Origin of the sequence: Streptomyces sp. NPDC005774 (genome assembly GCF_042871645.1) — a bacterium.
Taxonomy (GTDB): Bacteria; Actinomycetota; Actinomycetes; order Streptomycetales; family Streptomycetaceae; genus Streptomyces; species Streptomyces pratens.
This window is the reverse complement of sequence record NZ_JBIAIV010000066.1, coordinates 1-25431: the sequence shown is the minus strand read 5'-3', so window position 1 is coordinate 25431 and position 25431 is coordinate 1. Positions and strand designations below refer to the sequence as shown.

The following is a 25431-nucleotide window of genomic DNA, read 5'->3' as shown; positions in this document are numbered from 1 at the left end:
TTCCGCGTTGCGACGCCCACCATCGCGCGGGAGGGTCGACATGCACGCCCCGTCCCCAGGGAGGCCAGCCATGCCCATCGCAACGGTGAATCCGGCGAACGGCGAGACGCTCAGGACCTACGAGGCCATGGGCGAGGAGGAGACCGAACGCCGGCTCCAGCTCGCGGAGGCCACGTTCCGCACGTACCGGACGACGGCCTTCGAGGAGCGCGCCCGTCTGCTGCACCGGGCCGCCGACCTCCTCGACGAGGACCGGCGGAGCATCGCCGAGGTGATGACCACCGAGATGGGCAAGCCGCTGGGGCAGGCCCGCGCGGAGGCCGCCAAGTGTGCCAAGGCGATGCGCTGGTACGCCGACCGGGCCGCGGTCCTTCTCGCCGACGAGGAGCCCGACCCGTCCGACATGAAGGACTCCGGCGCCTCCCGGGTCCTGGTGCGCTACCGGCCGCTCGGCCTGGTGCTCGCCGTCATGCCGTGGAACTTCCCGCTGTGGCAGGTCGTACGGTTCGCCGCGCCCGCGCTGATGGCCGGCAACGTGGGCCTGCTCAAGCACGCCTCGAACGTGCCGCAGACCGCCCTGTACCTGGAGGACCTGTTCCACCGGGCGGGCTTCCCCGAGGGCTGCTTCCAGACCCTGCTCATCGGCTCCGCGGCGGTCGACGACATCCTGCGGGACGAACGGGTCAGGGCGGCCACCCTCACCGGCAGTGAACCCGCGGGGCGCGCGGTGGCCGCCACCGCCGGGGAGATGATCAAGAAAACGGTGCTGGAGCTGGGCGGGAGCGATCCGTTCGTCGTGATGCCCTCCGCCGACCTGGACCGGGCCGCCGAGGTCGCGGTCACCGCGCGGGTGCAGAACACCGGGCAGTCCTGTATCGCCGCCAAGCGGTTCATCGTGCACACGGATGTCTACGACGCGTTCACCGAACTCTTCACCCAAGGCATGCGGGCGCTGACGACGGGCGACCCCATGGACGAGGCGACGGATGTCGGCCCGCTCGCCAGTGAGCAGGGCCGAAAGGACCTGGCGGAGCTGGTCGACGACGCCGTACGGTCCGGGGCGCGTGTGCTGTGCGGCGGCGAACTCCCCGAGGGGCCCGGCTGGTACTACCCGCCGACCGTCCTGGCCGGGATCACCCGCGACATGCGCGTCCACCGGGAGGAGGCCTTCGGGCCGGTCGCCACGCTGTACCGGGCGGCCGACCTGGACGAGGCGGTACTGATCGCCAACGACTCCCCGTTCGGCCTGAGTTCCAACGTCTGGACACAGGACGAGGCGGAGGTCGACCGGTTCGCCCGGGACCTGGAGGCGGGCGGCGTCTTCGTGAACGGGATGACGGCGTCCCATCCGGCGCTCCCGTTCGGCGGGGTCAAGCGGTCCGGGTACGGGCGTGAGCTGTCCGGGCACGGAATCCGCGAGTTCTGCAACATCACCACGGTTTGGCACGGTGCGTGACGCTCCCGCGGCTACGATCCGGTCTGTGAACCGCGAAGTGACTCTGCCTCTGATCGTCGACCACCGCGGTACCTTGCAGGTCTCCGCGGCGGACGTGAGCAAATTGCTGCGCACGATGGGCGGGCGGTGGCTGCATCTCGTGGAGTCCGGCGACGACCGGCTCGACGAGGACACGGTCGCCGCGCTCACCATCGAACTGGCGAAGCTGGCCGACCGGATCGACGTGGCGTGCATCGCCCACAGCAGCGGGGGCAGGGCCTGAGGCCTGCCCCCGGAGGAGCGCGGGCGGCGGTCTGCCGGTCGCGTGCTCACACCGGCCGGAGCAGCGTCCTCCAGAACAGCGACTCGTAGCTCTGCAGCAGGTGGCCGTACCCCCGCGCCAGGCTCTCGTCGAGGCGTCCCGTGTCCAGGCCGTCCTGGACCGCTTCCGCGGCCGTCCGGTCCAGGCCGGGGGCCGGTTCGGCGAAGAGGTCGAAGAACGCGCAGGCCTCGGCGGTGAAGCCGTAGTGGGTGCGCAGCGCCTCGGCGATGGTGGCGCAGTAGCCGCCCCAGGCCGAGAAGTTGGCGGTCACCGAGAGGACCGCGTCCGCGGGTGCCGCGTTGAGGGCCAGCCAGGCGACGTAGGCGGGGTATGCCTGGCAGCCCGGCAGGGGGTCGTACGACGCCGCACGCTCCCGGTCCACGCCGCAGGCCGCGGCGAAGGAGTCCAGCCGCGCCGCCGCCAGGTCCTCGCTCTCGGCCAGGGCGGTGAAGTACGCGGCGGCCCGCGGCTGGCCCGCGGAGCGGTCCGCCAGGTGCCGGAACGCGCGGCGGTCGGCGGGGATCACCCAGCTCTGTTCCAGGGCGAGCGCGGCCAGGGTGTCCCGGCCGGCCTCACCGCGGGCGATCAGCAGTACGAGCGGGTTGGACCGGGGGTCCGGGGCCAGTTCCCGCGTGATCGTCTCCAGCAGTTCCCGGGCCGTGCGCGTCATCGCGGTCTCCGTCGCGTCGGTCGGCCGGTCCGTGGGGCGACCGGCTCCCCACCATGGTCCCCCAGGAGCCGGGCGGACGTCATCCGCGATGACTCGGCAACGCGGCGGAGCGGCGGCCCTGCGGCGTGGTTCCCGCTGCCGGGCCGGTCCCGCTCCTCACCACAGCTCCTTGCGTGCGGCGCCTAGCGGATGGGCATGCCCGACAGGGTGCGGGCGATGACCAGGCGCTGGATCTCGCTCGTGCCCTCGAAAATGGTGTAGATCGCGGCGTCGCGGTGCATGCGCTCCACCGGGTACTCGCGCGTATAGCCGTTGCCGCCGAGAATCTGTATGGCCTGGGCGGTGACCTGCTTGGCCGTCTCGCTGGCGTACAGCTTGGACATCGAGCCCTCGGCCGCGGTGAACGGCTTGCCGTTCACCGCCATCCAGGAGGCGCGCCACACCAGGAGGCGGGCGGCGTCGATCTGGGTGCGCATGTCGGCCAGCTGGAAGGCGATGCCCTGGTTGTCGATGATCGGGCGGCCGAACTGCTCGCGGGTCTGCGCGTACTCCAGGGCGACCTCGTAGGCGGCGCGGGCGGTGCCCACCGCCATGGCACCGACCGCCGGGCGGGACGCCTCGAAGGTGGCCATCGCGGCGTTCTTCACCCTCCCCCGCTCTCGGCTCCGCTCGAGCGGGGGGACCTCCATGCCCCCCTGCTGCTTGGCGCGCTCCCGGGCGCGGGCGAGGCGCTCGTCGAGCTTCTCCTTGCCGCCGAGCAGGCAGGAGCCGGGCACACGGACGTTCTCCAGGATCACCTCGGCGGTGTGCGAGGCCCGGATGCCGTGCTTCTTGAACTTCTGGCCCTGGGAGCAGCCGGGGGTGTTCGGCGGGATGATGAACGAGGCGTGGCCCTTGGAGCCGAGCTCCGGGTCGACGACCGCCACGACGACGTGGACGTTGGCGATGCCGCCGTTGGTCGCCCAGGTCTTGGTGCCGCTGATCACCCACTCGTCCTTGGCCTCGTCGTACACGGCACGCGTCCGCATGGAGGCGACGTCGGAGCCGGCGTCGGGCTCGGAGGAGCAGAAGGCGGCGACCTTGACGTCGTTGACGTCGCCGTACATCTGGGGGATCCAGGTGCCGATCTGCTCCTCGGTGCCGTTGGCGAGGACGCCGACAGCGGCGAGGCCGGTGCCGACGATCGACAGGGCGATGCCGGCGTCGCCCCAGAACAGCTCCTCCATCGCCGTGGGGATGCCGAGGCCGGTGGCGTCGAAGTACTGCTGGGCGTAGAAGTCGAGCGAGTAGATGCCGACCTTGGCGGCCTCCTGGATGACCGGCCAGGGAGTCTCCTCGCGCTCGTCCCACTCGGCGGCCGCGGGGCGGATCACATCGGCGGCGAAGCCATGGAGCCAGTCCCGGACTTCCTTCTGTTCATCGTTGAGCTCCATGGTGAACTCGGCCATGTCCCCTCCAGCGGCATCGCACATGCGTGTTACTTGCGGTAACCGCAGTCTGTTACCGGCTGGTAGAGGAAGTCAACTCCCCCGGGCCCCCGTCATCCCGTTCGCCGCTGGTCACACCGTCAGTGTTAGTTTGCGCAGGCGTCACCGAATCAGCAGGGGTGGGGAGAGATCATGGACACCACACAGCGGACCGATCAGCAACGGTCCGCCGACCGCCGCCGGCGCGAGCTGCTGGAGGCCGCCGACCGGGTGGTGCTGCGCGACGGCCCGCATGCCTCGATGAACGCGATCGCCGCCGAGGCGGGCATCACCAAACCGATCCTCTACCGGCACTTCGGTGACAAGGGAGGACTGTACGCCGCCCTCGCCCAGCGGCACACCGATGCCCTGCTGGCCTCGTTGCGGGCGGCGTTGGACGCCCCGGCGGACCGGCGGGAGCGGGTCGAGAACACCCTGGACACCTATCTCTCGGCGATCGAGCTGCGTCCCCAGGTGTACCGGTTCCTGATGCACCCGGCGGAGGGCTCCCCCGGCGACCAGGGCTTCGACGTCGGCAAGCACTCGGCGCCGCTGCTGCGGCGCATGGGCGAGGAACTGGCCCAGGTCATCGAGGAGCGGCTGGACCTCGGCCCCGGCAGCCAGCAACTGGCCCGCGTGTGGGGGCACGGAATTGTCGGCATGATGCACGCGGCCGGCGACTGGTGGCTCGGCGAACGGCCGTGCTCCCGGGCCGAGTTGGTGCGCAGTCTGGCCGACCTGCTGTGGGGCCGGCTGGCGGCGGCGGGCGATCGGGTCGGCGGGCCGGGGTTCTGAGCCCGGCCCCGGCCCGCCTCGGCGGACCGGCCCGCTCCACCGGTTCCGCCGGCTCCAGGAGACCGCCCCTCCCTCGGTCCCGCCCGCTGTCGGTGCGTCCATCAGGTCGTGGGCGTCGGCCCGCTCGATCCAGGTGTCGGTGCCCCCGGCGCCCGGCACCGCCGCCGTGAGGCCGGTGCCGGTCGGGCCGGCGGGGGCCCGCAGCAGGAACTCGTCGACCGTGGCCGTACCCAGCGGGTGCGTCCGCAGGCTCGGGATGTCGACCCCTCAGCCCCCCGCCTTTGAAGCACCGCCCGCCCCTCGGTCCCGCCCGTTCCAGGAGGCCCGCCGCACCTGGCGGCCGAGCCTGCGCCGGCGCCGGCCGGTCAGGCGGTCGGCGTAGACGCGGCCCTCCAGGTGGTCGCACTCGTGCTGCAGGCACCGGGCGAAGAAACCCGTGCCGTGCACGGTGACCGGGTCCCCGGCCGCCGTGCGGCCCTCGACGACCGCGTGGTCGTGACGTTCCGTCCCCGCCTCCAGACCCGGCAGCGACAGACAACCCTCCGGACCGCGCACCACCACCCCGTCCGTCTCGACCAGCCGCGGGTTGACCACATGTCCCAGATGACGGACGTCGTCGTCGTCCGGACAGTCGTACACGAACACCCGCAGCGGTACGCCTATCTGGTTGGCGGCCAGACCCACACCCTGCGCGGCGTACATCGTCGCGAACAAGTCCTCCACGAGGCGGGCCAGTTCCGGGCCGAAGTCGGTCACCTCCTCACAGGGCGCGTGCAGCACCGGGTCGCCGAGCAGGGTGAGGGGTCGGACACGACCGTGGACACCGGGGATGGAACCGTCTCGCATGGCGGTCAGAGTACGGTCCTTTGCAGCAACGCCCGTCTCATGGGTGGTGACGTGGTTCTGGAGTGCGAATGGATCTCGATAGGCTGAGGTTCACACCACGTGGCCGTCAGCCACAGGCGCGGCGCGTACGCAAGGAGGATCGAGACTTGATGGCAGGCAACTCGGACCCGCTCACGCCGCGGGCCAAGCTGGCCGTGACCGCAGGCAGGGCGGTCGCAGCGGCATCACGTGCCGCGGGACGCGGCAGTGGTTCGGTGATCGGCGGCCGGGTGGCGCTCAAACTCGACCCCGACCTCCTCGCCCGGCTCGCCCAGAACCTGGACTGCATCCTGGTGTCGGCGACCAACGGCAAGACCACCACCACCCGCCTCATCGCGGAGGCCCTGCGGGCCGCCGGGCCGGTCGTGTCCAACGCCCTGGGCGCCAACATGCCCGCGGGCATCACCTCGGCACTCGCGGGCGGCTCGGAGTCGAAGTTCGGCGTCATCGAGGTCGACGAGAAGTACCTCGCCGGCGTCGCCCGGGACACCGACCCCAAGTGCATCGCCCTGCTCAACCTCTCCCGCGACCAGCTCGACCGGTCCGGTGAGACGCGAATGCTCGCGGAGAACTGGCGCGAGGGCCTGGCCGGTTCCAAGGCGGTCGTCGTCGCCAACTGCGACGACCCGCTGGTCGTATGGGCCGCGTCCTCCTCCGCCAATGTGATCTGGGTCGCCGCGGGCCAGATGTGGAAGGACGACGCCTGGTCGTGCCCGTCCTGCGGCGGCGTGATGCAGCGCCCCGGAGACGACTGGTTCTGCAATGAGTGCGGATTCCGCCGGCCCACCCCGAGCTGGGCACTCTCCGGCGACCACGTCCTCGACCCGCACGGCTCCGCCTGGCCGATCCACCTCCAGCTGCCGGGCCGCGCCAACAAGGCCAACGCCACGAGCTCCGCGGCCGTGGCCGCGGTGTTCGGGGTGCCCCCGCAGGTCGCCCTGGAGCGCATGTACCAGGTGCAGGCCGTCGCCGGCCGGTACGACGTCGTCCAGCACCAGGGGCGTGACCTGCGGCTGCTGCTCGCCAAGAACCCCGCGGGCTGGCTGGAGACGTTCTCGCTCATCGACCCGCCGCCCACCCCGGTGATCCTCTCGGTGAACGCCCGCTCCGCCGACGGCACCGACACCTCCTGGCTGTGGGACGTCGACTACACCCGGCTGACCGGCCACCCGATCGTCGTCCTCGGCGACCGGAAGCTGGACCTCGCGGTGCGGCTCGAGGTCGCGAACCAGCAGTTCCAGGTGTGCGAGGACCTCGACCAGGCGCTCCAGCAGTGCCCGCCCGGCCGGATCGAGGTCATCGCCAACTACACCGCGTTCCAGGACCTGCGCCGCCGCGTCGGCAACTGACGCGGCCGACGCATCGCGACGTACTCACAAGGACAGTGACTTCATGAGCGACAACGGTCTGCGGATCGTATGGATCTACCCCGACCTGCTGAGCACCTACGGTGACCAGGGCAATGTGCTCGTCGTGGAGCGCCGGGCCCGGCAGCGTGGCCTCGACGTGTCCCGACTGGACGTGCGCAGCGACCAGCCGATCCCGACGTCCGGCGACATCTATCTGATCGGCGGCGGTGAGGACCGTCCGCAGCGGCTCGCCGCCGAGCGGCTGCGCCGGGACGGCGGCCTGCACCGGGCGGTGGGCAACGGCGCGATCGTGTTCTCCGTGTGCGCCGGTTACCAGATCCTCGGCCACGAGTTCATCAACGACCTCGGCCAGCGGGAGCCCGGCCTCGGCCTGCTCGACGTCGTCTCGGTGCGCGGCGAGGGCGCCCGGTGCGTCGGCGACGTGCTGGGCGACATCGACCCGCCGCTGGGTCTGCCGCCGCTGACCGGTTTCGAGAACCACCAGGGCGTCACCCACCTCGGCCCGACGGCCCGTCCGCTCGCCCGGGTCCGCTTCGGCAACGGAAACGGCACGGGGGACGGCACCGAGGGCGCCTACAACGACACCGTGTTCGGCACGTACATGCACGGCCCGGTGCTGGCCCGCAACCCGCAGATCGCGGATCTGCTGCTGAAGCTGGCGCTCGACGTCAACGCGCTGCCGCCGACCGACGACCACTGGTACGAGGCACTGCGGGGCGAACGCATCGCGGCCTCGCAGCAGCCCGCGTAACCCGCGACCGCGTCGGACGGGCCGGTGCCATCCGGCCCGTCCGACGGCTGGTCCGCACAGGTGAGCGGGGTCGTCCAGTAGGCGGACGCGCGCTTCGACCCCGCCCTCCGGTGCCGCTAGGGTGGCGGGATCGAGCCGGACGACGCGGTCCGGTCCCGGCCCACGGCTAGAAGGTTGTTTCGGGCTATGCGCATTGGTGTCCTCACATCCGGCGGCGACTGCCCCGGCCTGAACGCCGTCATCCGCTCCGTCGTCCATCGCGCCGTCGTCGACCACGGCGACGAGGTCATTGGCTTCCGGGACGGCTGGAAGGGCCTCCTGGAGTGCGACTACCTCAAGCTCGACCTCGACGCGGTGGGTGGCATCCTCACCCGCGGCGGCACCATTCTCGGTTCCTCCCGGGTACGTCCCGAGCATCTGCGGGACGGTGTGGCACGGGCCAAGGGGTACGTCCAGGAGCTCGGCCTCGACGCGATCGTCCCGATCGGCGGTGAGGGCACGCTGAAGGCGGCCCGGCTGCTGTCGGACAACGGCCTGCCGATAGTGGGTGTGCCGAAGACCATCGACAACGACATCGCTGTCACCGACGTCACCTTCGGCTTCGACACGGCCGTCGGTGTGGCGACCGAGGCGCTGGACCGGCTGAAGACGACCGCCGAGTCCCACCAGCGGGTGCTCATCGTGGAGGTCATGGGCCGCCACACCGGCTGGATCGCGCTGCACTCCGGCATGGCGGCCGGCGCGCACGCGATCGTCGTACCGGAGCGGCCCTTCGACATCGACGAGCTGACCGCGAAGGTGGGCGCGCGGTTCTCCGCGGGCAAGCGGTTCGCCATCGTGGTCGCCGCGGAGGGCGCCAAGCCGCGGGCCGGGACCATGGACTTCGACGAGGGCGCCAAGGACGTCTACGGCCACGAGCGGTTCGCCGGGATCGCGCGGCAGCTCTCCGTGGAACTGGAGACGCGGCTCGGCAAGGAGGCACGTCCGGTGATCCTCGGACACACCCAGCGCGGCGGGACCCCGACCGCGTACGACAGGGTGCTGGCCACCCGCTTCGGCTGGCACGCCGTGGAGGCCGTACACCGCGGGGAGTTCGGAAGAATGACCGCGCTGCGCGGCACGGACATCGTGACGGTGCCGCTGGCCGAGGCCGTCGAGACGCTGAAGACGGTCCCCGAGAGCCGCTACGCCGAGGCGGAGTGCGTCCTGTAGCGCCCGCCGTTCGGGCAACCACGGAGCAAAAGCCGCCCCCGGTCGCCGTCGCGGCCGGGGGCGGTTCTAGTCTGGTGCGGACAGACGGCGCACAACCCCCACGAAACGGAGCCGGCGAATGGATCACAGCGGGCACGGCATGACCATGGATCTGCCGCCGTTCACGCTGGGGCGAGGGCTCGCCTGGTCGGCGGACCCGTTCTTCCTCGTCGCCTGTCTGCTGGGGCTGGCACTGTACGGCTGGGCGGTCGTCCGTCTGATGCGACGGGGCGACAAGTGGCCGGTGGGACGGACCGTGTCGTTCTTCGTCGGCGTGCTGAGCATCGGGCTCATGATGTGCACCGGGCTGAACGACTACGGCATGGTCATGTTCAGCGTGCACATGGTGCAGCACATGGTCATCAGCATGGTGTCGCCCATCCTGATCCTGCTCGGCGCCCCCATCACGCTGGCGCTGCGCGCCCTGCCGCCGGCCGCCCGTGGCCGCAAGGGGCCGCGCGAACTGCTGCTGATGCTGCTGCACAGCCGCTACATGCGGGTCGTCACCCACCCGCTGTTCACCATCCCGATGTTCATCGCGAGCCTGTACGCGCTGTACTTCACCCCGCTGTTCGACTTCCTGATGGGCTCCCAGGTGGGGCACATCTCGATGATGGTGCACTTCCTCGCCGTCGGCCTGGTCTTCTTCTGGCCGATCATGGGCGTGGACCCGGGCCCGCACCGGCCGGGGTACCTGATGCGGATGCTGGAGCTGTTCGCGGGCATGCCGTTCCACGCGTTCTTCGGCATCGCGCTGATGATGGCGTCCACGCCGATGGTGACGACGTTCCAGAACCCGCCGGGCTCGCTGGGCATCGACGCGCTCTCCGACCAGAACGCGGCCGGCGGTATCGCCTGGGCGTTCAGCGAGATCCCGTCCGTGCTGGTGCTGATCGCGCTGCTGTTCCAGTGGTACGCGTCGGACCAGCGGCAGGCCAAGCGCACCGACCGGGCCGCGGACCGCGACGGGGACAAGGAACTCAAGGCGTACAACGCCTACCTGGCCTCATTGCACACACCGGGTAGATGAATCCCTTTCGGTCACTTTCTTCCCCTCTCGCTCACTTTCTTCCCGATTCACCTGAAGGGTGACGCTGTTCAGTAATATGAGCCGCCGGGGGGAAGCGGTCATGGCACTGCGCGCATCGTCGTCGGGAGCGGGTCGGGTCGTCGCCGGCCGCTACGTGCTGCTGCACCGGCTGGGCCGGGGCGGCATGGGGCATGTCTGGCTGGCCCATGACCAGAGACTCGCCTGCGAGGTCGCCCTCAAGGAGATCGTGTTCCGCGATCCGGCCGAGCCCGGCCAGGAGTGGGAGACCAGGGTCGCCCGTGCCCGCGCGGAGGCCCGACACGCGGCCGGTCTGCGTGATCACCCGCATGTGGCGACCGTGCACGACGTCACGGAGCACGAAGGCCTGCCGTGGATCGTCATGGAGTACGTGGCGGGCGCCGTCGATCTGCGGGAGCTGGTCGCCCGGCGCGGCCCGCTCGCCCCCGCCGAGTGCGCCCGGATCGGGCTGGCCGTGCTGGACGCGCTGGCCACCGGTCACGAGCGGGGCGTACTGCACCGGGACGTGAAACCGGCGAACATCCTGCTCGCCCCGGACCGCACCGGAGCCCCGTACGGGCGGGTCCTGCTCACCGACTACGGCATCTCCGTGCAGCCGGACACAGGTGAGACGCGGTACACCATGGCATCGGGAGTGGTCGGCACCGCGGGCTGGCTGGCGCCGGAGCGGGCCACCGGGAATCCGGCGACGCCGGCCGCCGACCTGTTCTCCCTCGGCTGCACGCTGTACCACGGCGTCGAGGGGCGCGGCCCCTTCGAGCGGGAGTCGCCGCTCGCGTCGATCGCGGCGGTGGTCACGGAGGAGCCGCGCCGGCCGGTGCGGGCGGGCGCCCTGGAACCGGCGCTGCGGGGCCTGCTCGAGAAGGATCCCGAGCGGCGGACGTCCGCGCGGGTGCTGGAGGCGGAACTGTCGCGGCTCGTCACGCCCCAGTCCGAGTCGCACGTGCGGCCGCCCACCGACCTGGGTTCCCAGCCGCCCTGGGCCGCGTCGGGCCTGCCCGCGGGCAGGGCAGGAACTGCCACGAGCACGACAGGGCCCACGGGAGCCGCAGGACGGGAGGAAGCCACCGGACCTGCGGATTCCGCGGCACGTCCCGCAGGTACCGCACGTGCGGTACCTGCGGGACGTGGGGGCCCTTCGGCGGCCGGGACCGTCCCCGCGCACCAGCGTCCGCGCCACCCCGTCCTGCGGGCCGCCGTCGCCGGCGGGCTCGGGGTGGTGCTGGCCCTGGGTGGCACCTGGTACGCGCTGGCCGACCGGACGGGCGACGGCGGGGTGGCGACGGCGCCGTACGGAGATGCCGTGGGGCTCGCCGAGCCGCTCGAGCGGGGCGACTGCGTGCGTGCCGTCTGGCCCGGCGGCCGCCGGTTTGCGGGCGTGCCCCGGCTCGACGTCGAACCGGCCTGTGCGGGCGCGGCGGGGCGGGAGGTCGACGGGCAGGTCGTGGGGTTCGTCGGGGCTTCCTCCGCCGAGGAGGCGCGGGAGCTGGGTCCGGCCCGGTGCGAGGAGGCCACACGGGAGTTCCGCGGGCGTATGGCCGCGGTGCGCCCGCTCGCCGTCGTACCGGTCCCGGACGGGTTCGAGGAGGCCGGGCGGCGCACCGCCTGTCTGGTCCTGGGGGCGCGCGGGCCGTCGTACGGGCCGCTCGGCGACCGGCGCCCGTTCGGCTCGGCGCTCGCGGACACCCTGCCGATGCAGCGCCGGGACTGCCTGGACGCACGTCCGGGGCGTCGGGCCCTGCTGGTGCCGTGCGGCGGCCGGTACGACGAACAGATCCTCGGATTCACCCGACTGGGCGAGGACGTCACACTCGCCGAGGCGCGCGGGGTGTCGGACGCGGCGTGCTCCCGTGATGTACCTCCGCGTGACTACGGCTTCGACCCGTCCGTCCACGAGGCCGGGTCGTGGACCGGTGAGCGGTCCTGGGAAACGGGCGCACATGTCGTCGTGTGCACCGTAAAAAGGCGGAACGGGGGCACCATGGAGGGAACCGAACCATGAGGAGGGTGTCGCGATGCCCGATACCAGCAACGGTTCCACCTCGACGAAGACCATGGGAGTACTCACCGTCGGCGGGCTCGTCGCCGTGACGGCCTACACGGCGGCGCTCGGCAGCAACGGATGGCTGTGGTTCGGCTGGGTCGTCCTGGGACTGATCACCCTCGCCATGGTCGCCACGCGCAGCGCCTGAGCCGCCCGCGGTCCATGGCCGGGCCACCCGTGGTCCGCACGGGCCGGCTCACTTCGGTGCGAGCCGGCCCGTCAGGTGCACGCCCGGCTGGTACTTCGGCAGCCGGACGGTGACCCTCATGCCGGCGCCGACCGCGGTCTCGATGACGAGGCCGTAGTCGTCGCCGTACACCTGGCGGAGCCGCTCGTCGACGTTGGACAGACCGATGCCGCCCGTGTGGTCGACCTCGCGGGCGAGGATGCGTCGCAGCAGGCCGGGATCCATTCCGGCGCCGTCGTCCTCGATCACGACGAGCGCTTCGGCGCCGGTGTCCTGCGCGGTGATCTGTATGCGGCATTTGTCGGCCTTGCCCTCGAGGCCGTGCTTGACGGCGTTCTCGATGAGGGGCTGCAGGCAGAGGAAGGGCAGGGCGACCGGGAGCACCTCGGGGGCGATCTGCAGGGTGACGGCGAGGCGGTCACCGAAGCGGGCTCGGACCAGCGCCAGATAGTGGTCGATGGCGTGGAGCTCGTCGGCGAGGGTGGTGAAGTCGCCGTGCCTGCGGAACGAGTAGCGGGTGAAGTCGGCGAACTCCAGCAGCAGTTCACGGGCACGCTCGGGGTCGGTGCGCACGAACGAGGCGATCACGGCGAGCGAGTTGAAGATGAAGTGCGGGGATATCTGCGCCCGCAGCGCTCTGATCTCGGCCTCGATCAGGCGGGTGCGGGACTGGTCGAGGTCGGCGAGTTCGAGCTGGACGGAGACCCAGCGGGCGACCTCTCCGGCCGCCCGTACCAGGACCGCGGACTCGCGGGGCGCGCAGGCGACGAGGGCGCCGTGCACCCGGTCGTCGACGGTGAGCGGGGCGACGACGGCCCAGCGCACCGCGCAGTCGGGGGTGTCGCAGGTGAGCGGGAAGGCCTCGCCGCGGCCGGAGTCGAGGGGACCGGCCAGGCGTTCCATGATCTCGGTGCGGTGGTGGGCGCCGGCGCCGTCCCAGACGAGGACCTGTTCGCGGTCGGTGAGGCACAGGGCGTCGGTGCCGAGCAGGGAGCGCAGTTTGCGGGCGGACCGGCCGGCGGTCTCCTCGGTCAGTCCGGCCCGGAGCGGGGGTGTGGCCAGGGAGGCGGTGTGCAGGGTCTCGAAGGTGGCGTGTTCGACGGGTGTGCCGAGGCCGGCCAGTCCGGGCGGCCGTGCGGTGCGCCGGCCGAGCCAGAAGCCCGCGGCCAGCAGGGGCAGGACGGCGACGCACAGGCCCGCCAGGAATCCGCTCACTTGGACACCTCCGTCCGTAGTTCCTCCGGCAGGTGGAACCGGGCGAGCACCGCCGCCGTGCCGGGCGGTACCCGGCCGGGGGTGGACAGGGAGACCAGGATCATGGTGAGGAAGCCCACCGGCACCGACCACAGGGCGGGCCAGGCGAGGAGCGCGTGCCAGGCACCCTGGCCCGGGTAGCCGGCCATGGTCGCGGCGACGGCGAGGAAGGCGGAGCCACCGCCGGCCAGCATGCCGGCCGCCGCGCCGGGCGGGGTGAGCCGGCGCCACCAGATGCCCAGGACGAGCAGCGGGCAGAACGAGGAGGCCGACACGGCGAAGGCGAGCCCCACGGCGTCGGCCACCGGCAGCCCGCCGACCAGGATGCTGGCCAGGAGCGGGACGGCCATGGCGAGCACCGTGCCGAGCCTGAAGTGCCGTACGCCGCGCGAGGGCAGGACGTCCTGGGTGATCACGCCGGCCACGGCCATGGTCAGGCCGGACGCCGTGGACAGGAACGCGGCGAAGGCTCCCCCGGCGACCAGCGCGCCGAGCAGGTCGCCGCCCACTCCCCCGAACATCCGGCCGGGCAGCAGGAGTACGGCGGCGTCCGCGTCGCCGGTGAGGGTGAGTTCGGGGGCGTACAGGCGGCCGAGGGCTCCGTAGACCGGGGGCAGCAGGTAGAAGGCGCCGATCAGGCCGAGGACGGCGACGGTGGTGCGGCGGGCGGCGACGCCGTGCGGGCTGGTGTAGTAGCGGACCACCACGTGCGGCAGGCCCATGGTGCCGAGGAAGGTGGCGAGGATCAGCCCGTACGTGGCGTACAGCGGGCGTTCCTCGCGGGACTCGGCCCGGGAGGGCGAGAGGGCGTCGTCGGCGCCGCGTCCCGCGGCCGGGACCTCGGCTCCCTCGGCGAAGGTCAGCCGGGTGCCGCCGTCGATGCGGTGGGTGCCTGCGGGCAGGCGGACCTCGGTGCCGTCGTGTTCGCGGCCGTCGACGGTGCCGTCCACGGTGACGGCCAGCGGTGCGGTGATCCGCAGGTCTACGGTGTCGTCGACCCGGACGACGCGCTGTTCGCGGAAGGTGGCGGGTTCGTCGAAGGCGTGGCTGGGCGCCCCGTCACTCTGCCAGGCGAGGACCAGGAACAGTCCGGGCACGAGCAGGGCGGTGAGCTTGAGCCAGTACTGGAAGGCCTGCACGAAGGTGATGCTGCGCATGCCGCCGGCGGCGACGATGACGGTGACCACGACGGCGACGATCACTCCGCCGAGCCAGTCGGGGGCGCCGGTCAGCACGGTCAGGGTGAGCCCCGCGCCCTGGAGCTGGGGCAGCAGGTACAGCCAGCCGACACCGACGACGAGGACGCTCGCGAGCCGCCGCACGGCCTGCGAGGCGAGCCGGGCCTCGGCGAAGTCGGGCAGCGTGTAGGCGCCGGAGCGGCGCAGCGGGGCGGCGACGAACAGCAGCAGCACCAGGTAGCCGGCGGTGTAGCCGACCGGATACCAGAGCATGTCGGGACCCTGGACCAGGACCAGGCCCGCGATGCCGAGGAAGGACGCGGCGGAGAGGTACTCGCCGCTGATGGCGGCCGCGTTCAGGCGCGGGCCGACCGTGCGCGACGCGACGTAGAAGTCGGAGGTGGTGCGGGAGATCCGCAGGCCGAAGGCGCCGACGAGGATGGTCGCCAGGACGACGAGGGCCACGGCGGGTACGGCGTAACTGGAGTTCACGGCGCCTGTGTTCCCTCAGCGGTCCTCGACGAGCCGCACGAAGTCGCGTTCGTTGCGTTCGGCGCGGCGTACGTACCAGCGGGCGAGCAGGACCAGCGGCGGGTAGAGCCCGAAGCCGAGGACCGCCCATTCCAGCCGGCGGGCGTCCGGGGTGACCGCGAAGACCAGCGGAAGGGGGCCGACGAGCAGGACGAGGACGGCGAACACGGTGAGCCCGGTGCGCAGTTGGATGCGCATCAGGGAACGGACGTAGGTGTGGCCGAGGGTGGTCTGCTCGTCGATCTCGGTGCGCGGACGGTAGTAGCCGAAGGAGCGGCGGGCTCGGCGGGGCGGGCCGGTGACGACCACGCGGCGTTCGGTCGGGTCCTGGGGCACGCGTCCCCCCTAGCTCGTGGTCCGGCGCATCAGCAGGTCCCGCAGCTCACGGGCGTGCCGCCGGCTGACCTGGAGTTCCTCGGAGCCGATCAGGACGCTCACGGTGCCCGCGTCCAGGCGGAGTTCCCCGATGTGGCGCAGGGCGACCAGATGGCGGCGGTGGATGCGGACGAAGCCGCGCGAGCGCCAGCGTTCCTCCAGGGTGGACAGCGGGATGCGGACGAGGTGGCTGCCGCGGTCGGTGTGCAGGCGGGCGTAGTCGCCGTGGGCCTCCGCGTGCGTGATGTCGTCGACGGCGACGAAGCGGGTCACGCCGCCGAGTTCGACGGCTATGTGGTCCGGGTCGGGTTCGTGCACGGGGATCCGCGGAGTGCTGCCGCGCTGTGCGGCGGCGCGCAGTTCGACGACGCGACGGACCGCCTCGGCCAGCCTCTCCTTGCGGACGGGCTTGAGGACGTAGTCGACGGCCTTGAGGTCGAAGGCCTGCACGGCGAAGTCCTCGTGGGCGGTGACGAACACGACCAGCGGCGGCCGGGCGAACCCGCCGAGCAGCCGGGCGAGGTCGAGGCCGTCGAGGCCGGGCATCTGGATGTCGAGGAAGACGACGTCGATGGCCTCGGGCCCGTCGGGTCCCGACTCCAGGGCGCGGTTGATGCGGCGCAGCGCCTCGGTCGCGTCGCCGGCGCCCTCGGCACTGCCGATGCGGGGGTCCGCGTGCAGCAGGTAGAGCAGTTCCTCCAGCGAGGGGCGTTCGTCGTCGACGGCCAGGGCGCGCAGCATGAAGGTGGAGTCTAGGGGGGATTTCCACGTCTGGACATGGCTCGGACGTGGGCTTTTCCATCGGCCGGGAGGCTCTCGGGTGCCCCGCGGGCCCGGAGCTGTGCCACGGGCGCCGCCACGACCGGCACCGGTCACCGCCTGACGGCGGGGACGGTCACCGCGCGACGGCAAAGGCCGGCCGGTGCTGGTTACAGTGCGGGGATGAGCAGCAGGCCTACGCCGTTCGACGAGCTCGACCGACAGATCGTCACCGCGCTGATGGCGAACGCCCGGACGTCCTTCGCCGAGATCGGCGCGGCGGTCGGCCTGTCGTCGACGGCGGTCAAGCGCCGGGTGGACCGTCTGCGCGAGACGGGGGTGATCACCGGGTTCACGGCGACGGTGCGGCCGTCGGCGCTGGGCTGGCGGACGGAGGCGTACGTCGAGGTGTACTGCGAGGGTGCGGCGCCGCCCCGGCGGCTGGCGGAGGTGGTGCGCAACCATCCGGAGATCGCCGCGGCGATGACGGTGACCGGGGGCGCCGACGCGCTGCTGCACCTGCGGGCACGGGACGTGGAGCACTTCGAGGAGGTGCTGGAGCGGATCCGTGCGGAGCCGTTCATCCGCAAGACGGTCAGTGTGATGGTGCTGTCCCATCTGATTCCGGAGAGTCCGGAGGCGGGCGCAAGCCAGCCGGCTCCGTAGAGTTCGCGGGGCCCGCGCGAGGCGCAGCAGACGTGCGCGGAGCGGTCGGAACACGCAGCATTACTGCGTGAGCGCGCAACTCATGTTCCTTGTCGCCCGAGCCGGTCGCTCCCTACCGTGGACATACCCCTGATGACACCGCGTGGAAGCGGAGGCACCCCTCTGTGACCGATGCCCGTGTGCCGTCCCGACGGCGCTACCTCGTCTGCGATCCCGGACACTTCGACGTGCGGTACGCGATCAACCCCTGGATGCGTCCCGACCGTCCCGTCGATCTCGCCCTGGCCCAGCGCCAGTGGCGCGCGCTGATCGATGTCTACCGCGCCCACGGTCATACCGTGGACAGCGTGAAACCGGTACCCGGCCTGCCCGACATGGTCTTCGCCGCGAACGCGGCGGTCGTCGTGGGGGGCCGCGTCCTCGGCTCCCTGTTCCTGGCGCCCGAGCGGCGCCCCGAGTCCGTGCCGTACGAGAGCTGGTTCAAGGCGGAGGGCTTCGACGTCCACCGTCCCGAGTCGGTGTGCGAGGGCGAGGGCGATCTGGTCGTGACCGGGCGCTGGATCCTCGCCGGCACCGGGTTCCGCACCACTCGCGAGGCGCATCACGAGGCGCAGGAGTTCTTCGGGGTGCCCGTGATCGGCCTGACGCTGGTGGACCCGTACTTCTACCACCTGGACACGGCGCTGTTCGTGCTGGACGAGGAGAACATCGCGTACCACCCGGAGGCGTTCTCACCGGGGAGCCGCGAGGTGCTGGCCCGGCTGTATCCGGACGCGGTGATCGCGGCCCGCGAGGACGCGATGGCGTTCGGCCTGAACTCCGTCTCCGACGGGCGGCACGTGTTCATCTCCCCCGAGGCGACAGGCCTCGCCGCCCAGCTCACCGACCGCGGCTACGTTCCCGTCCCCGTCGACCTGTCCGAGTTCCACAAGGCAGGCGGCGGGATCAAGTGCTGCACTCAGGAGATCCGCCCATGACCACTGTCGCCCGTACCCGTTCGTCCGCCGAGCTGATCGGTGCGGAGGAGCCGGTTCTCGCGCACAACTACCATCCGCTGCCCGTGGTCGTCGCGAGCGCGCAGGGCGCGTGGGTGGAGGACGTGGAGGGCCGCCGCTACCTCGACATGCTGGCCGGCTACTCGGCGCTGAACTTCGGCCACCGGCATCCCGCGCTGACCGAGGCGGCGCACCGCCAACTGGACCGGCTCACACTCACCTCGCGCGCCTTCCACAACGACCGGCTCGCCGAGTTCGCCGAGCGGCTGGCGGCGCTGACCGGGCTGGACATGGTGCTGCCCATGAACACCGGCGCGGAGGCGGTCGAGAGCGCGGTGAAGGTGGCCCGCAAGTGGGCCTACGACGTGAAGGGCGTCCCGGCCGACCGGGCGACGATCGTGGTCGCCGCGGACAATTTCCACGGCCGGACGACGACCATCGTCAGCTTCTCGACGGACGAGACCGCCCGCGCCGGCTTCGGGCCCTTCACCCCCGGTTTCCGGGTCGTCCCGTACAACGACCTGGCGGCGCTGGAAGCGGCGGTCGACGACACGACGGCGGCGGTACTGATCGAGCCGATCCAGGGCGAGGCGGGGGTGAACATCCCCGACGACGGCTATCTGGCGGGCGTGCGGGAACTGACGCGCCGCGCGGGGTGCCTGTTCGTCGCGGACGAGATCCAGTCGGGGCTCGGCCGTACGGGGCACACCCTCGCCGTGGACCACGAGTCGGTCGTCCCGGACATGGTCCTGCTCGGCAAGGCGCTGGGCGGCGGCATCGTCCCGGTGTCGGCGGTGGTGGCCCGGCGCGAGGTACTCGGGGTTCTGCACCCCGGCGAGCATGGTTCGACGTTCGGCGGCAATCCGCTGGCCGCGGCCGTCGGCACGGCGGTGGTGGAGCTGCTGGAGACGGGCGAGTTCCAGCGCCGGGCGGCGGAACTGGGCGTGGTGCTGCGTGGCGGGCTGGAGTCCCTGGTCGGCCGGGGCGTCGTCGGTTTCCGTTCGCGCGGACTGTGGGCGGGCGTCGACATCGACCCCGCGCTCGGCACCGGCCGGGAGATCAGTGAGCGGCTGATGCGGGAGGGAGTCCTGGTCAAGGACACCCACGGGTCCACCATCCGGCTGGCCCCGCCGCTCACCGTCCGGGGCGAGGAGCTCCAAGACGCCCTGGAGACGCTGGAGAAGGTGCTGGGCCAGGGCGGCTGACCTTCCTGTCCCGTTCACGGGTTCTGCCCGGCCCGTGGCGGACGGGGTGGGCGGGCGAACGAACGGGTGGACGGACGAACTACGGACGGGTGGGCGGGCCGGTCCCTGTCGTCCGTCCGCCCGTCGCCCGTCCGCCCGTGGTTCGCCGGTCCGGGCCTCGCCCAGGAAGCCCTCTGCCCGGTTCCCGGGTGAAGATGGGGTCAAGAGGTGGAGGACCACTCCCAGCGACGGATGAGGTCGGCCGTGGGCGGACACGTGAGCGGACACGGGGAGCCGGACGTTGCCCAACAGGGGTTCGACGTGGCCGATGCCGCTCCCCTGCTGCTCGATCCGCAGGGCGTGGTGACGAGCTGGACCGGTCCGGCCGAGCGGCTGCTGGGGTACACGGCGGCCGAGGCGGTGGGCGGAAAGCTGTCCGACCTGCTGACCGCCGAGAACGCCGAGCGGGTGCCGGATCTGGTCGGGCACTGCCGGGCCGACGACGGCTGGGCGGGCCTGATGACGGCCCGGCACCGGGACGGACACCCGGTCCCCGTCATGGTCAGGGTGCTGCAGACCGTGAAGCCGCGGGGCCGCTCGTCCCTGCTGGTGCTGTTGTCGGAGCTGGCCGGCCCCCCCGGCTGGGACATGAGCCGCACGATGCTGGAGCAGATGGTCGCCGGATCGGCGATCGGGCTCGCGATCGTGGACACGGACCTGCGGTACGTGTGGTCGAACCCCGCGCTCGAGCAGTTCGGCGGCGGCCCCGCCCAACAGCGGCTGGGGCTGCGGTTCGCCGATGTCCAGCCCGGCCTGGACGCCGAGGCCGTCGAGGCGCAGATGCGTCACGTCCTGGAGACCGGCGAGCGGGTGACCGGCTTCGAGCACATCGGCCAGGCCCGTTCGGCGCCGCTGCGGGAAACCGCTTACATGCTGTCGTTCATCCGGCTCGAGGACGACCGGGGCCACCCGATGGGCGTCTACTACAGCGTCGTCGACATCACCGATCGGCACCGCGCGCGCCAGCGCCTCGCGCTGCTCGACCGGGCCGGCCGGCACATCGGCCGCACCCTGGATGTCATGCACACCGCACAGGAGCTGGCCGACGTCGCCGTCCCTGAGCTCGCGGACTTCGTGACCGTGGACCTTCTGGAGACGGTGCTGCGGGGTGCCGAGCCCCCGCCGGGACCGCTCGCGGAGACGGACAGCGTGCCGTTGCGCCGCGCGGGCCACCGGTCGGTGTACGAGGACCTGCCGCGCACGGTCCAGGACATCGGCACGCCGGTCTCCTATCTGCCCGGCTCACCTCCGGTCCGCTGTCTGGCCACGGGCCGGTCCTGGCGTCAGGAGCAGCTCGACCCGCTCGCCCTGGAGTGGGCCGAGAGCACGCCCGGCCGCCGGGAGGCCACGTTCCTGGAGCTGGGGCTGCAGAGTGTGATGATCGTGCCGATCCGCGCCCGGGGGGTCACCCTGGGCGTCACCATCTTCTTCCGGCGCCGCAGGGACCCCTTCCGCGAGGACGACCTGAATCTCGCCGAGGACCTCGTCTCCCGCGCCGCCGTCTGTGTGGACAACGCCCGGCGCTATACCAGGGAGCGGCACGCGGCGCTCGCGCTGCAGCGCAGCCTGCTGCCCCTCCGGCTCCCGGAGCAGGACGCCGTCGAGGTGGCCGCGTGCTACCGCCCGGCCGACGAGCTGACCGGCCTGGGCGGCGACTGGTACGACCTGATCCCGCTGCCCGGTGCCCGCGTCGCCCTCGTCGTCGGCGAGGTCCCCGGCCACGGCATAGACGCCGCCGCCGCGATGGGCCGCCTGCGGACCGCCGTACGGACCCTGGCCGCGCTGGATCTGCCGCCCGAGGAAGTACTCGCGCATCTCGACGACCTGGTGGCGCGGTCCGCGCGGGAGGAAGGCTCGGACCCGGTGGGAACCTACGGCCAGGCCGTGGGCTCCGGCTGCTTGTACGTCATCTACGACCCGGTCGACGGTCGGTGCGCGATGGCCGCCGCGGGCCATCCCGCGCCCGCACTGGTGTCGCCGGACGGGACGGCCGGCTTCGTCGAGCTGCCGGCGGGTCCCCCGCTCGGCGTGGGTGGCTCGCCGTTCGAGGCGAGGGAGCTGTCCCTGGCCGAGGGCAGCACGCTCGCCCTGCACACCGACGGTCTGCTGACCGACACGGAGACCGGTTCGACCGCGGGCGGCCAGGATCGGTTGCGCCAGGCACTGCAAGGGGCCGCGCCCTCGCTGGAAACGCTGTGCCGGACGGTGACGGACGCCCTGGTGCCGACCCGCCCTTACGACGACGTGGCGCTGCTGCTGGCCCGTACCCGGCTTCTGGACGCCGGCCAGGTGGCGTTCTGGGACCTGCCGACGGATCCGGCCGCGGTGGCCGAGGCCCGCAGGACGGCCACCCGGCAGCTGGGCCGCTGGGGCCTGGACGAGCTGGTCTTCACCACGGAGCTGATCGTCAGCGAACTGGTCACCAATGCCATCCGGTATGCCACCGGCCCCGTCAGGCTGCGGCTGATCCGTGAGCGCGCGCTGGTCTGCGAGGTGTACGACGGCGGGGCGACCACACCCCATCTGCGCCATCCCCGCGCCATGGACGAGGGCGGGCGCGGCCTGCTGCTGGTCTCGCAGCTCGCTCAGCAGTGGGGCACCCGCTTCGTTCCCGACGGAAAGGTCATCTGGGCCGAGCAGTCGCTGACCAGCCCGGACGACCCTCTCTTCGGCTGACACCTCCGGCACCACACGTCTCCTGCCGACACTCCCGCCACCCTCGATTCACCCATGATGTGGAAAAATGATGAAATTCCGATAATGGGGCACCACTCATGACACAAAAGGCGATCGACTACGCGGCGGTGTACCACGCCCTGCCCGGCATGGTGGCGGTTCTGACCCCGGGGCTGGTGTACGCCGATGTCAACGAGGCGTTCCTCGAGGGCACCGGTCTCTCCCGGGAGGAGTTGCTGGGCCGCTATCTGTTCGACGTCTTCCCGGACAACCCGGGCAACCTCAGCTCCTCCGGTGCCCGCAACCTGCACGCCTCGCTGCTGCGCGTCGTGGCCACCGGCGAACGCGACACCATGGCCCTGCAGCGCTACGACGTCGAGAGCCGGGAGTACCCCGGCGAGTGGGAGGAGCGCTACTGGAGCCCGGTGAACACGCCGGTGCTGGACAGCGACGGCAGCGTAATCCTGATCGTGCACCGGGTCGAGGAGGTCACCGAGCTGATGCGGGCCCGCGACCGTGCGGGCATCGACCAGAGCCGGGTCCTGGAGGCCGAGCTGTACACACGCGCCCGCGAACTGCAGGAACTCAACAACCGGCTGCGTCAGGCGCACGCACGGGAGCGGCAGGTGGCGCTGGTGCTGCAGGAGGCGATGCTGCCCGCCCCCCGGCAGGTGGGCCACCACCGCGCCGCCGTGCGCTACCGACCGGCGGTGGGCGCGCTCAACGTCTGCGGGGACTGGTACGACCTGGTCGACCTGGTGGGCGGCCACCGCATCGGCGTGTCCGTGGGCGACGTGGTCGGGCACGGGCTGGAGGCGGCCGGGGTCATGGGCCAGCTGCGCAGCGCGCTCACCGCCGCTTCGCGGGTCGCGGCAGGGCCCGCCGAGGCCCTGGACGTCGTGGGGCGCTACGCCCACGTGGTCGACGGCGCCGAGTCCGCGACCGTGGTCACCACCTTCGTCGACTTCGACCGGCACACCATCACGTACAGCAGCGCCGGCCATCTCCCGCCCGTGCTGGTCCACCGCGACGGGCGGGTGGAGTTCCTCGACCGGGCCACCGATCCCCCGCTCGACGCCCTCCCCGAACAGGCCACGAGGCCCGAGGCGACGACCACGTTCACACCGGGGGCGACCCTTGTGCTCTACACCGACGGCCTGGTCGAGCGCCGCCGGGAGGACATCGACACCGGGCTCTTCCGGCTCGCCGAGTCGCTGCGCCGCCACCGGACACAGGATCCGGAGTCGCTGGCGGACATCGTGCTGCTGGAGCTGCTGCCGCCCGGCGGCGCCATCGACGACACCGCGTTGATCGTCGTCCGGCTGTGACGGTTCGCGCCGCGTCCGGGAACGGGACCGATCAGCCGGTGGTGGGCCGTGCGTCGTCGAGCCGGTCCACGTTGCGCCGTTCCTCCTCGTCCCGGCCGGACACCGGGGCGAACCAGGCGTCGAGGATCTCCTTCAGCAGCGGCTCGGACGTCAGCCGCAGGCCGAGCGCCGGCACGTTGGCGTCGTTCCGGCGGCGCGCGCCGTCCGCCGTGCAGGCGTCCGTGCACAGGGCCGCCCGTACGCCCGGCACCTTGTTGGCCGCGATCGAGGCACCCGTGCCGGTCCAGCAGCACACCACCGCCTGGTCCGCGGTCCCATCGGCGACGTCGCGGGCGTCCGCCTCGGAGCAGAACACCCACCCCGTACCGTTCCCGGCACTCAGGGCACCGTGCACGCGCACCTCGTGGCCGCGCTCGCGCAGTTCGCAGTTCGCAGAGCAGTGCGCGGGCCACGGGTTCGTCCATGTCGGAGGAGACGGAGATCCGCAGGGCACGAAGCCGATCGGGGTCTCCCCTGCTCATGGGGGTCCCCCCGCTCGAGCGAAGTCGAGAGTGGGGGGAGAAGCCGAGAACTTGGGGAAGGAGCTCGCTCGGGGCGCTCCGTCCGTGAAGCGGGCCCGGACAGAGGGCCGCGGCGGCACACGTCCGCACTCGCCCGTGCGCTGACGGACGTTCAACCGTCCGGCGGGCCCCGCCCGGCCCGTTCCCCGGCCTTGTCGCACATGGTGCCGGACAGTCCCGCCCCGACCTACACTGACACCCCCACGACGTGCCGGTTGACCTGCTGCAACACGCCGCTGGGCCCGTCCGACGGAGTCGAGGAGCGCGCCCTTGTTCTACTACCTGCTGAAATACGTACTTGTGGGCCCGCTGCTGAGACTGGTCTTCCGGCCTCGAATAGAGGGCCTGGAGCATGTGCCGTCGTCCGGCGCGGCCATCGTCGCCGGTAACCATCTCTCGTTCTCGGACCACTTCCTGTTGCCCACGATCCTCAAGCGGCGCATCACCTTCCTCGCCAAGGCCGAGTACTTCACCGGCCCCGGCATCAAGGGCCGGCTGACGGCGTTCTTCTTCCACAGCGCGGGGCAGATCCCGGTCGACCGCTCCGGCAAGGAAGCGGGCCAGGCCGCCATCCGGGAGGGGCTCGGGGTGCTGGGCAAGGGGGAGTTGCTCGGCATCTACCCGGAGGGCACGCGGTCGCACGACGGACGCCTCTACAAGGGCAAGGTCGGGGTCGCGGTGATGGCCCTCAAGGCCGGCATCCCGGTGATTCCGTGCGCGATGATCGGCACCTTCGAGGCGCAGCCGCCCGGCAAGATCGTCCCCCACATCCACCCCGTGGTGATCCGCTTCGGCAAACCCCTCGACTTCTCGCGCTACGAAGGCATGGAGGAGGAGCGTGCGGTCCTGCGTGCCGTCACCGACGAGATCATGTACGCCGTTCTGAAGCTGTCCGGACAGGAGTACGTCGACCAGTACGCGGCCGTCGCCAAGGCGGAGGAGACCGAACGCAAGGCGGAGGAGAAGCGCAGGCTCCCGCGGTTGCCGCGGAGCTGAACCGCCCGCCGGACCGGCCGAGCAGGCCACCGGCCCCGTAAGCGCATGAGCAGCCCATGAGTGAGGGGCGGCCGGAGTCGTCCGGCCGCCCCTCGCTGTTCGTCCGCCGGGCGGATCGCGAGGGCGACGGGCCACCGGGGCTCCGGACCGCCTATGACGTGGCTGTTCCCCGGTGCTCCGCGGCGATGCCGAAGCGCTGCTGTTCGCGGGGAGCGGACGCGGTCCCGTGGACCCCGACCACCGTGCTGACCATCTGCTCGTCGGCGGTCTCCCGGCCCTCGTCGAGCTCGTGGAGCTGGTCGAGTCGGCGCAGGTCATCGGCGGAAACAAGGGCGACGAGGGGCTTTCCGTGCCGGGTCACGACGACGCGCTCGCCGCCGTACACCACACGGTTGATCAGGTCGGCGAGCTCAGCCCTCGCTTGTGTCACCGGAATCTCGTAGGCCATACCTCCATCATAACGTCACGTACGTCCTGTACATTTTTTACAGATAGCCGCCACGCAGGCCCCATGCGGACAGCAGCCACGAGGAGTCTCAATGACGAAGTCAAGCCGTCTGGGTGACCGGTGGGGCGGAGGTGAAGACCCGTCCGTCACGCAGCAGGGCCCACAGCACGCTCGCC

The 25431-nt window shown here is 71.8% G+C and carries 23 protein-coding genes and 2 pseudogenes; 15 read left to right on the top strand and 10 right to left on the bottom strand.

Features of this window, described 5'->3' with window-relative positions:
* Positions 1-70: 70 nt before the first annotated feature.
* Both ACFYQA_RS35100 and ACFYQA_RS35095 read left to right on the top strand, forming a co-directional pair.
* Positions 71-1456 carry an NADP-dependent succinic semialdehyde dehydrogenase gene (locus ACFYQA_RS35100; protein WP_388926820.1) on the top strand — a complete coding sequence of 462 codons (1386 nt, stop codon included), beginning with the start codon at positions 71-73 and terminating at the stop codon, positions 1454-1456.
* Positions 1457-1481: 25 nt separating this feature from the next.
* The gene (locus ACFYQA_RS35095; RefSeq protein WP_386401437.1) at positions 1482-1718 is read left to right on the top strand and encodes a DUF6213 family protein; all 237 of its coding nucleotides are present in this window, start codon (positions 1482-1484) and stop codon (positions 1716-1718) included.
* Between the two features lie 46 nt (positions 1719-1764).
* Here ACFYQA_RS35095 and ACFYQA_RS35090 read toward each other — a convergent pair whose 3' ends face one another.
* Complete coding sequence (locus ACFYQA_RS35090) at positions 1765-2427, bottom strand: transcriptional regulator (protein ID WP_388926817.1); 663 nt, start codon at positions 2425-2427, stop codon at positions 1765-1767.
* 182 nt (positions 2428-2609) lie between these two features.
* On the bottom strand, positions 2610-3875 hold the full coding sequence (locus tag ACFYQA_RS35085; protein ID WP_386401441.1) for an acyl-CoA dehydrogenase family protein: 1266 nt from the start codon (positions 3873-3875) through the stop codon (positions 2610-2612).
* Between the two features lie 171 nt (positions 3876-4046).
* Here ACFYQA_RS35085 and ACFYQA_RS35080 point away from each other — a divergent pair, with 171 nt between their 5' ends.
* Positions 4047-4688, top strand: coding sequence for a TetR family transcriptional regulator (locus ACFYQA_RS35080; RefSeq protein ID WP_388926814.1), 642 nt, complete (start codon positions 4047-4049; stop codon positions 4686-4688).
* Positions 4689-4775: 87 nt separating this feature from the next.
* On the opposite strand, the pseudogene ACFYQA_RS35075 reads toward ACFYQA_RS35080, so the two are convergent.
* Positions 4776-4952: pseudogene (locus ACFYQA_RS35075) on the bottom strand (GNAT family N-acetyltransferase); the annotation flags it as partial.
* Between the two features lie 3 nt (positions 4953-4955).
* Positions 4956-5534 (bottom strand): peptide deformylase, encoded by a 579-nt coding sequence (def, locus tag ACFYQA_RS35070; RefSeq protein ID WP_388926812.1) that lies wholly within the window; start codon positions 5532-5534, stop codon positions 4956-4958.
* A 149-nt stretch (positions 5535-5683) separates the two neighbouring features.
* Here def and ACFYQA_RS35065 point away from each other — a divergent pair, with 149 nt between their 5' ends.
* The 6 genes from ACFYQA_RS35065 to ACFYQA_RS35040 all read left to right on the top strand — a co-directional run bounded on the left by ACFYQA_RS35065 (position 5684) and on the right by ACFYQA_RS35040 (position 12206).
* Complete coding sequence (locus ACFYQA_RS35065; protein WP_388926809.1) at positions 5684-6922, top strand: MurT ligase domain-containing protein; 1239 nt, start codon at positions 5684-5686, stop codon at positions 6920-6922.
* A gap of 43 nt (positions 6923-6965) precedes the next feature.
* The gene (locus tag ACFYQA_RS35060; RefSeq protein ID WP_055609394.1) at positions 6966-7694 is read left to right on the top strand and encodes a type 1 glutamine amidotransferase; all 729 of its coding nucleotides are present in this window, start codon (positions 6966-6968) and stop codon (positions 7692-7694) included.
* 186 nt (positions 7695-7880) lie between these two features.
* The gene (locus ACFYQA_RS35055; protein ID WP_386401447.1) at positions 7881-8906 is read left to right on the top strand and encodes a 6-phosphofructokinase; all 1026 of its coding nucleotides are present in this window, start codon (positions 7881-7883) and stop codon (positions 8904-8906) included.
* 118 nt (positions 8907-9024) lie between these two features.
* Positions 9025-9975, top strand: a complete 951-nt coding sequence (locus tag ACFYQA_RS35050) for a cytochrome c oxidase assembly protein (RefSeq protein WP_388926806.1) — start codon at positions 9025-9027, stop codon at positions 9973-9975.
* A gap of 100 nt (positions 9976-10075) precedes the next feature.
* Complete coding sequence (locus ACFYQA_RS35045) at positions 10076-12016, top strand: protein kinase (protein ID WP_388926803.1); 1941 nt, start codon at positions 10076-10078, stop codon at positions 12014-12016.
* A gap of 13 nt (positions 12017-12029) precedes the next feature.
* Positions 12030-12206 carry a hypothetical protein gene (locus tag ACFYQA_RS35040; protein WP_107098506.1) on the top strand — a complete coding sequence of 59 codons (177 nt, stop codon included), beginning with the start codon at positions 12030-12032 and terminating at the stop codon, positions 12204-12206.
* Positions 12207-12254: 48 nt separating this feature from the next.
* On the opposite strand, the gene ACFYQA_RS35035 is transcribed toward ACFYQA_RS35040, so the two are convergent.
* From ACFYQA_RS35035 to ACFYQA_RS35020, 4 genes are read right to left on the bottom strand one after another with little or no spacing between them, the layout of a single operon-like run.
* On the bottom strand, positions 12255-13460 hold the full coding sequence (locus tag ACFYQA_RS35035; RefSeq protein ID WP_386401454.1) for a sensor histidine kinase: 1206 nt from the start codon (positions 13458-13460) through the stop codon (positions 12255-12257).
* The gene (locus ACFYQA_RS35030) at positions 13457-15169 is read right to left on the bottom strand and encodes a cation acetate symporter (protein ID WP_388926799.1); all 1713 of its coding nucleotides are present in this window, start codon (positions 15167-15169) and stop codon (positions 13457-13459) included. The genes ACFYQA_RS35035 and ACFYQA_RS35030 overlap by 4 nt, the downstream gene beginning before the upstream one ends.
* 15 nt (positions 15170-15184) lie before the next feature.
* Positions 15185-15544 (bottom strand): hypothetical protein, encoded by a 360-nt coding sequence (locus ACFYQA_RS35025; RefSeq protein WP_388926796.1) that lies wholly within the window; start codon positions 15542-15544, stop codon positions 15185-15187.
* A 9-nt stretch (positions 15545-15553) separates the two neighbouring features.
* Positions 15554-16324, bottom strand: coding sequence for a LytTR family DNA-binding domain-containing protein (locus ACFYQA_RS35020; protein ID WP_332425974.1), 771 nt, complete (start codon positions 16322-16324; stop codon positions 15554-15556).
* Positions 16325-16525: 201 nt separating this feature from the next.
* Between ACFYQA_RS35020 and ACFYQA_RS35015 the strand changes: the two genes are divergently transcribed.
* The 5 genes from ACFYQA_RS35015 to ACFYQA_RS34995 all read left to right on the top strand — a co-directional run bounded on the left by ACFYQA_RS35015 (position 16526) and on the right by ACFYQA_RS34995 (position 23251).
* On the top strand, positions 16526-17008 hold the full coding sequence (locus ACFYQA_RS35015; protein WP_386401462.1) for an Lrp/AsnC family transcriptional regulator: 483 nt from the start codon (positions 16526-16528) through the stop codon (positions 17006-17008).
* A gap of 164 nt (positions 17009-17172) precedes the next feature.
* Positions 17173-17985 carry a dimethylargininase gene (ddaH, locus tag ACFYQA_RS35010; protein ID WP_388926793.1) on the top strand — a complete coding sequence of 271 codons (813 nt, stop codon included), beginning with the start codon at positions 17173-17175 and terminating at the stop codon, positions 17983-17985.
* Positions 17982-19208, top strand: coding sequence for an ornithine--oxo-acid transaminase (rocD, locus tag ACFYQA_RS35005; protein WP_388926790.1), 1227 nt, complete (start codon positions 17982-17984; stop codon positions 19206-19208). The genes ddaH and rocD overlap by 4 nt, the downstream gene beginning before the upstream one ends.
* A gap of 231 nt (positions 19209-19439) precedes the next feature.
* Complete coding sequence (locus ACFYQA_RS35000; RefSeq protein ID WP_388926787.1) at positions 19440-21923, top strand: SpoIIE family protein phosphatase; 2484 nt, start codon at positions 19440-19442, stop codon at positions 21921-21923.
* A 98-nt stretch (positions 21924-22021) separates the two neighbouring features.
* Positions 22022-23251 carry a PP2C family protein-serine/threonine phosphatase gene (locus tag ACFYQA_RS34995; RefSeq protein WP_388926784.1) on the top strand — a complete coding sequence of 410 codons (1230 nt, stop codon included), beginning with the start codon at positions 22022-22024 and terminating at the stop codon, positions 23249-23251.
* Positions 23252-23282: 31 nt separating this feature from the next.
* On the opposite strand, the pseudogene ACFYQA_RS34990 reads toward ACFYQA_RS34995, so the two are convergent.
* Positions 23283-23739: pseudogene (locus ACFYQA_RS34990) on the bottom strand (RpiB/LacA/LacB family sugar-phosphate isomerase).
* A 342-nt stretch (positions 23740-24081) separates the two neighbouring features.
* Between ACFYQA_RS34990 and ACFYQA_RS34985 the strand changes: the two are divergent.
* Positions 24082-24807: a lysophospholipid acyltransferase family protein gene (locus tag ACFYQA_RS34985; protein ID WP_388926781.1), complete on the top strand. Its 726-nt coding sequence runs from the start codon at positions 24082-24084 to the stop codon at positions 24805-24807.
* Between the two features lie 151 nt (positions 24808-24958).
* Here ACFYQA_RS34985 and ACFYQA_RS34980 read toward each other — a convergent pair whose 3' ends face one another.
* A complete protein-coding gene (locus ACFYQA_RS34980) occupies positions 24959-25255 on the bottom strand; it encodes a type II toxin-antitoxin system Phd/YefM family antitoxin (RefSeq protein ID WP_388926778.1) in 297 nt (98 codons plus the stop codon).
* Positions 25256-25431: the final 176 nt, after the last annotated feature.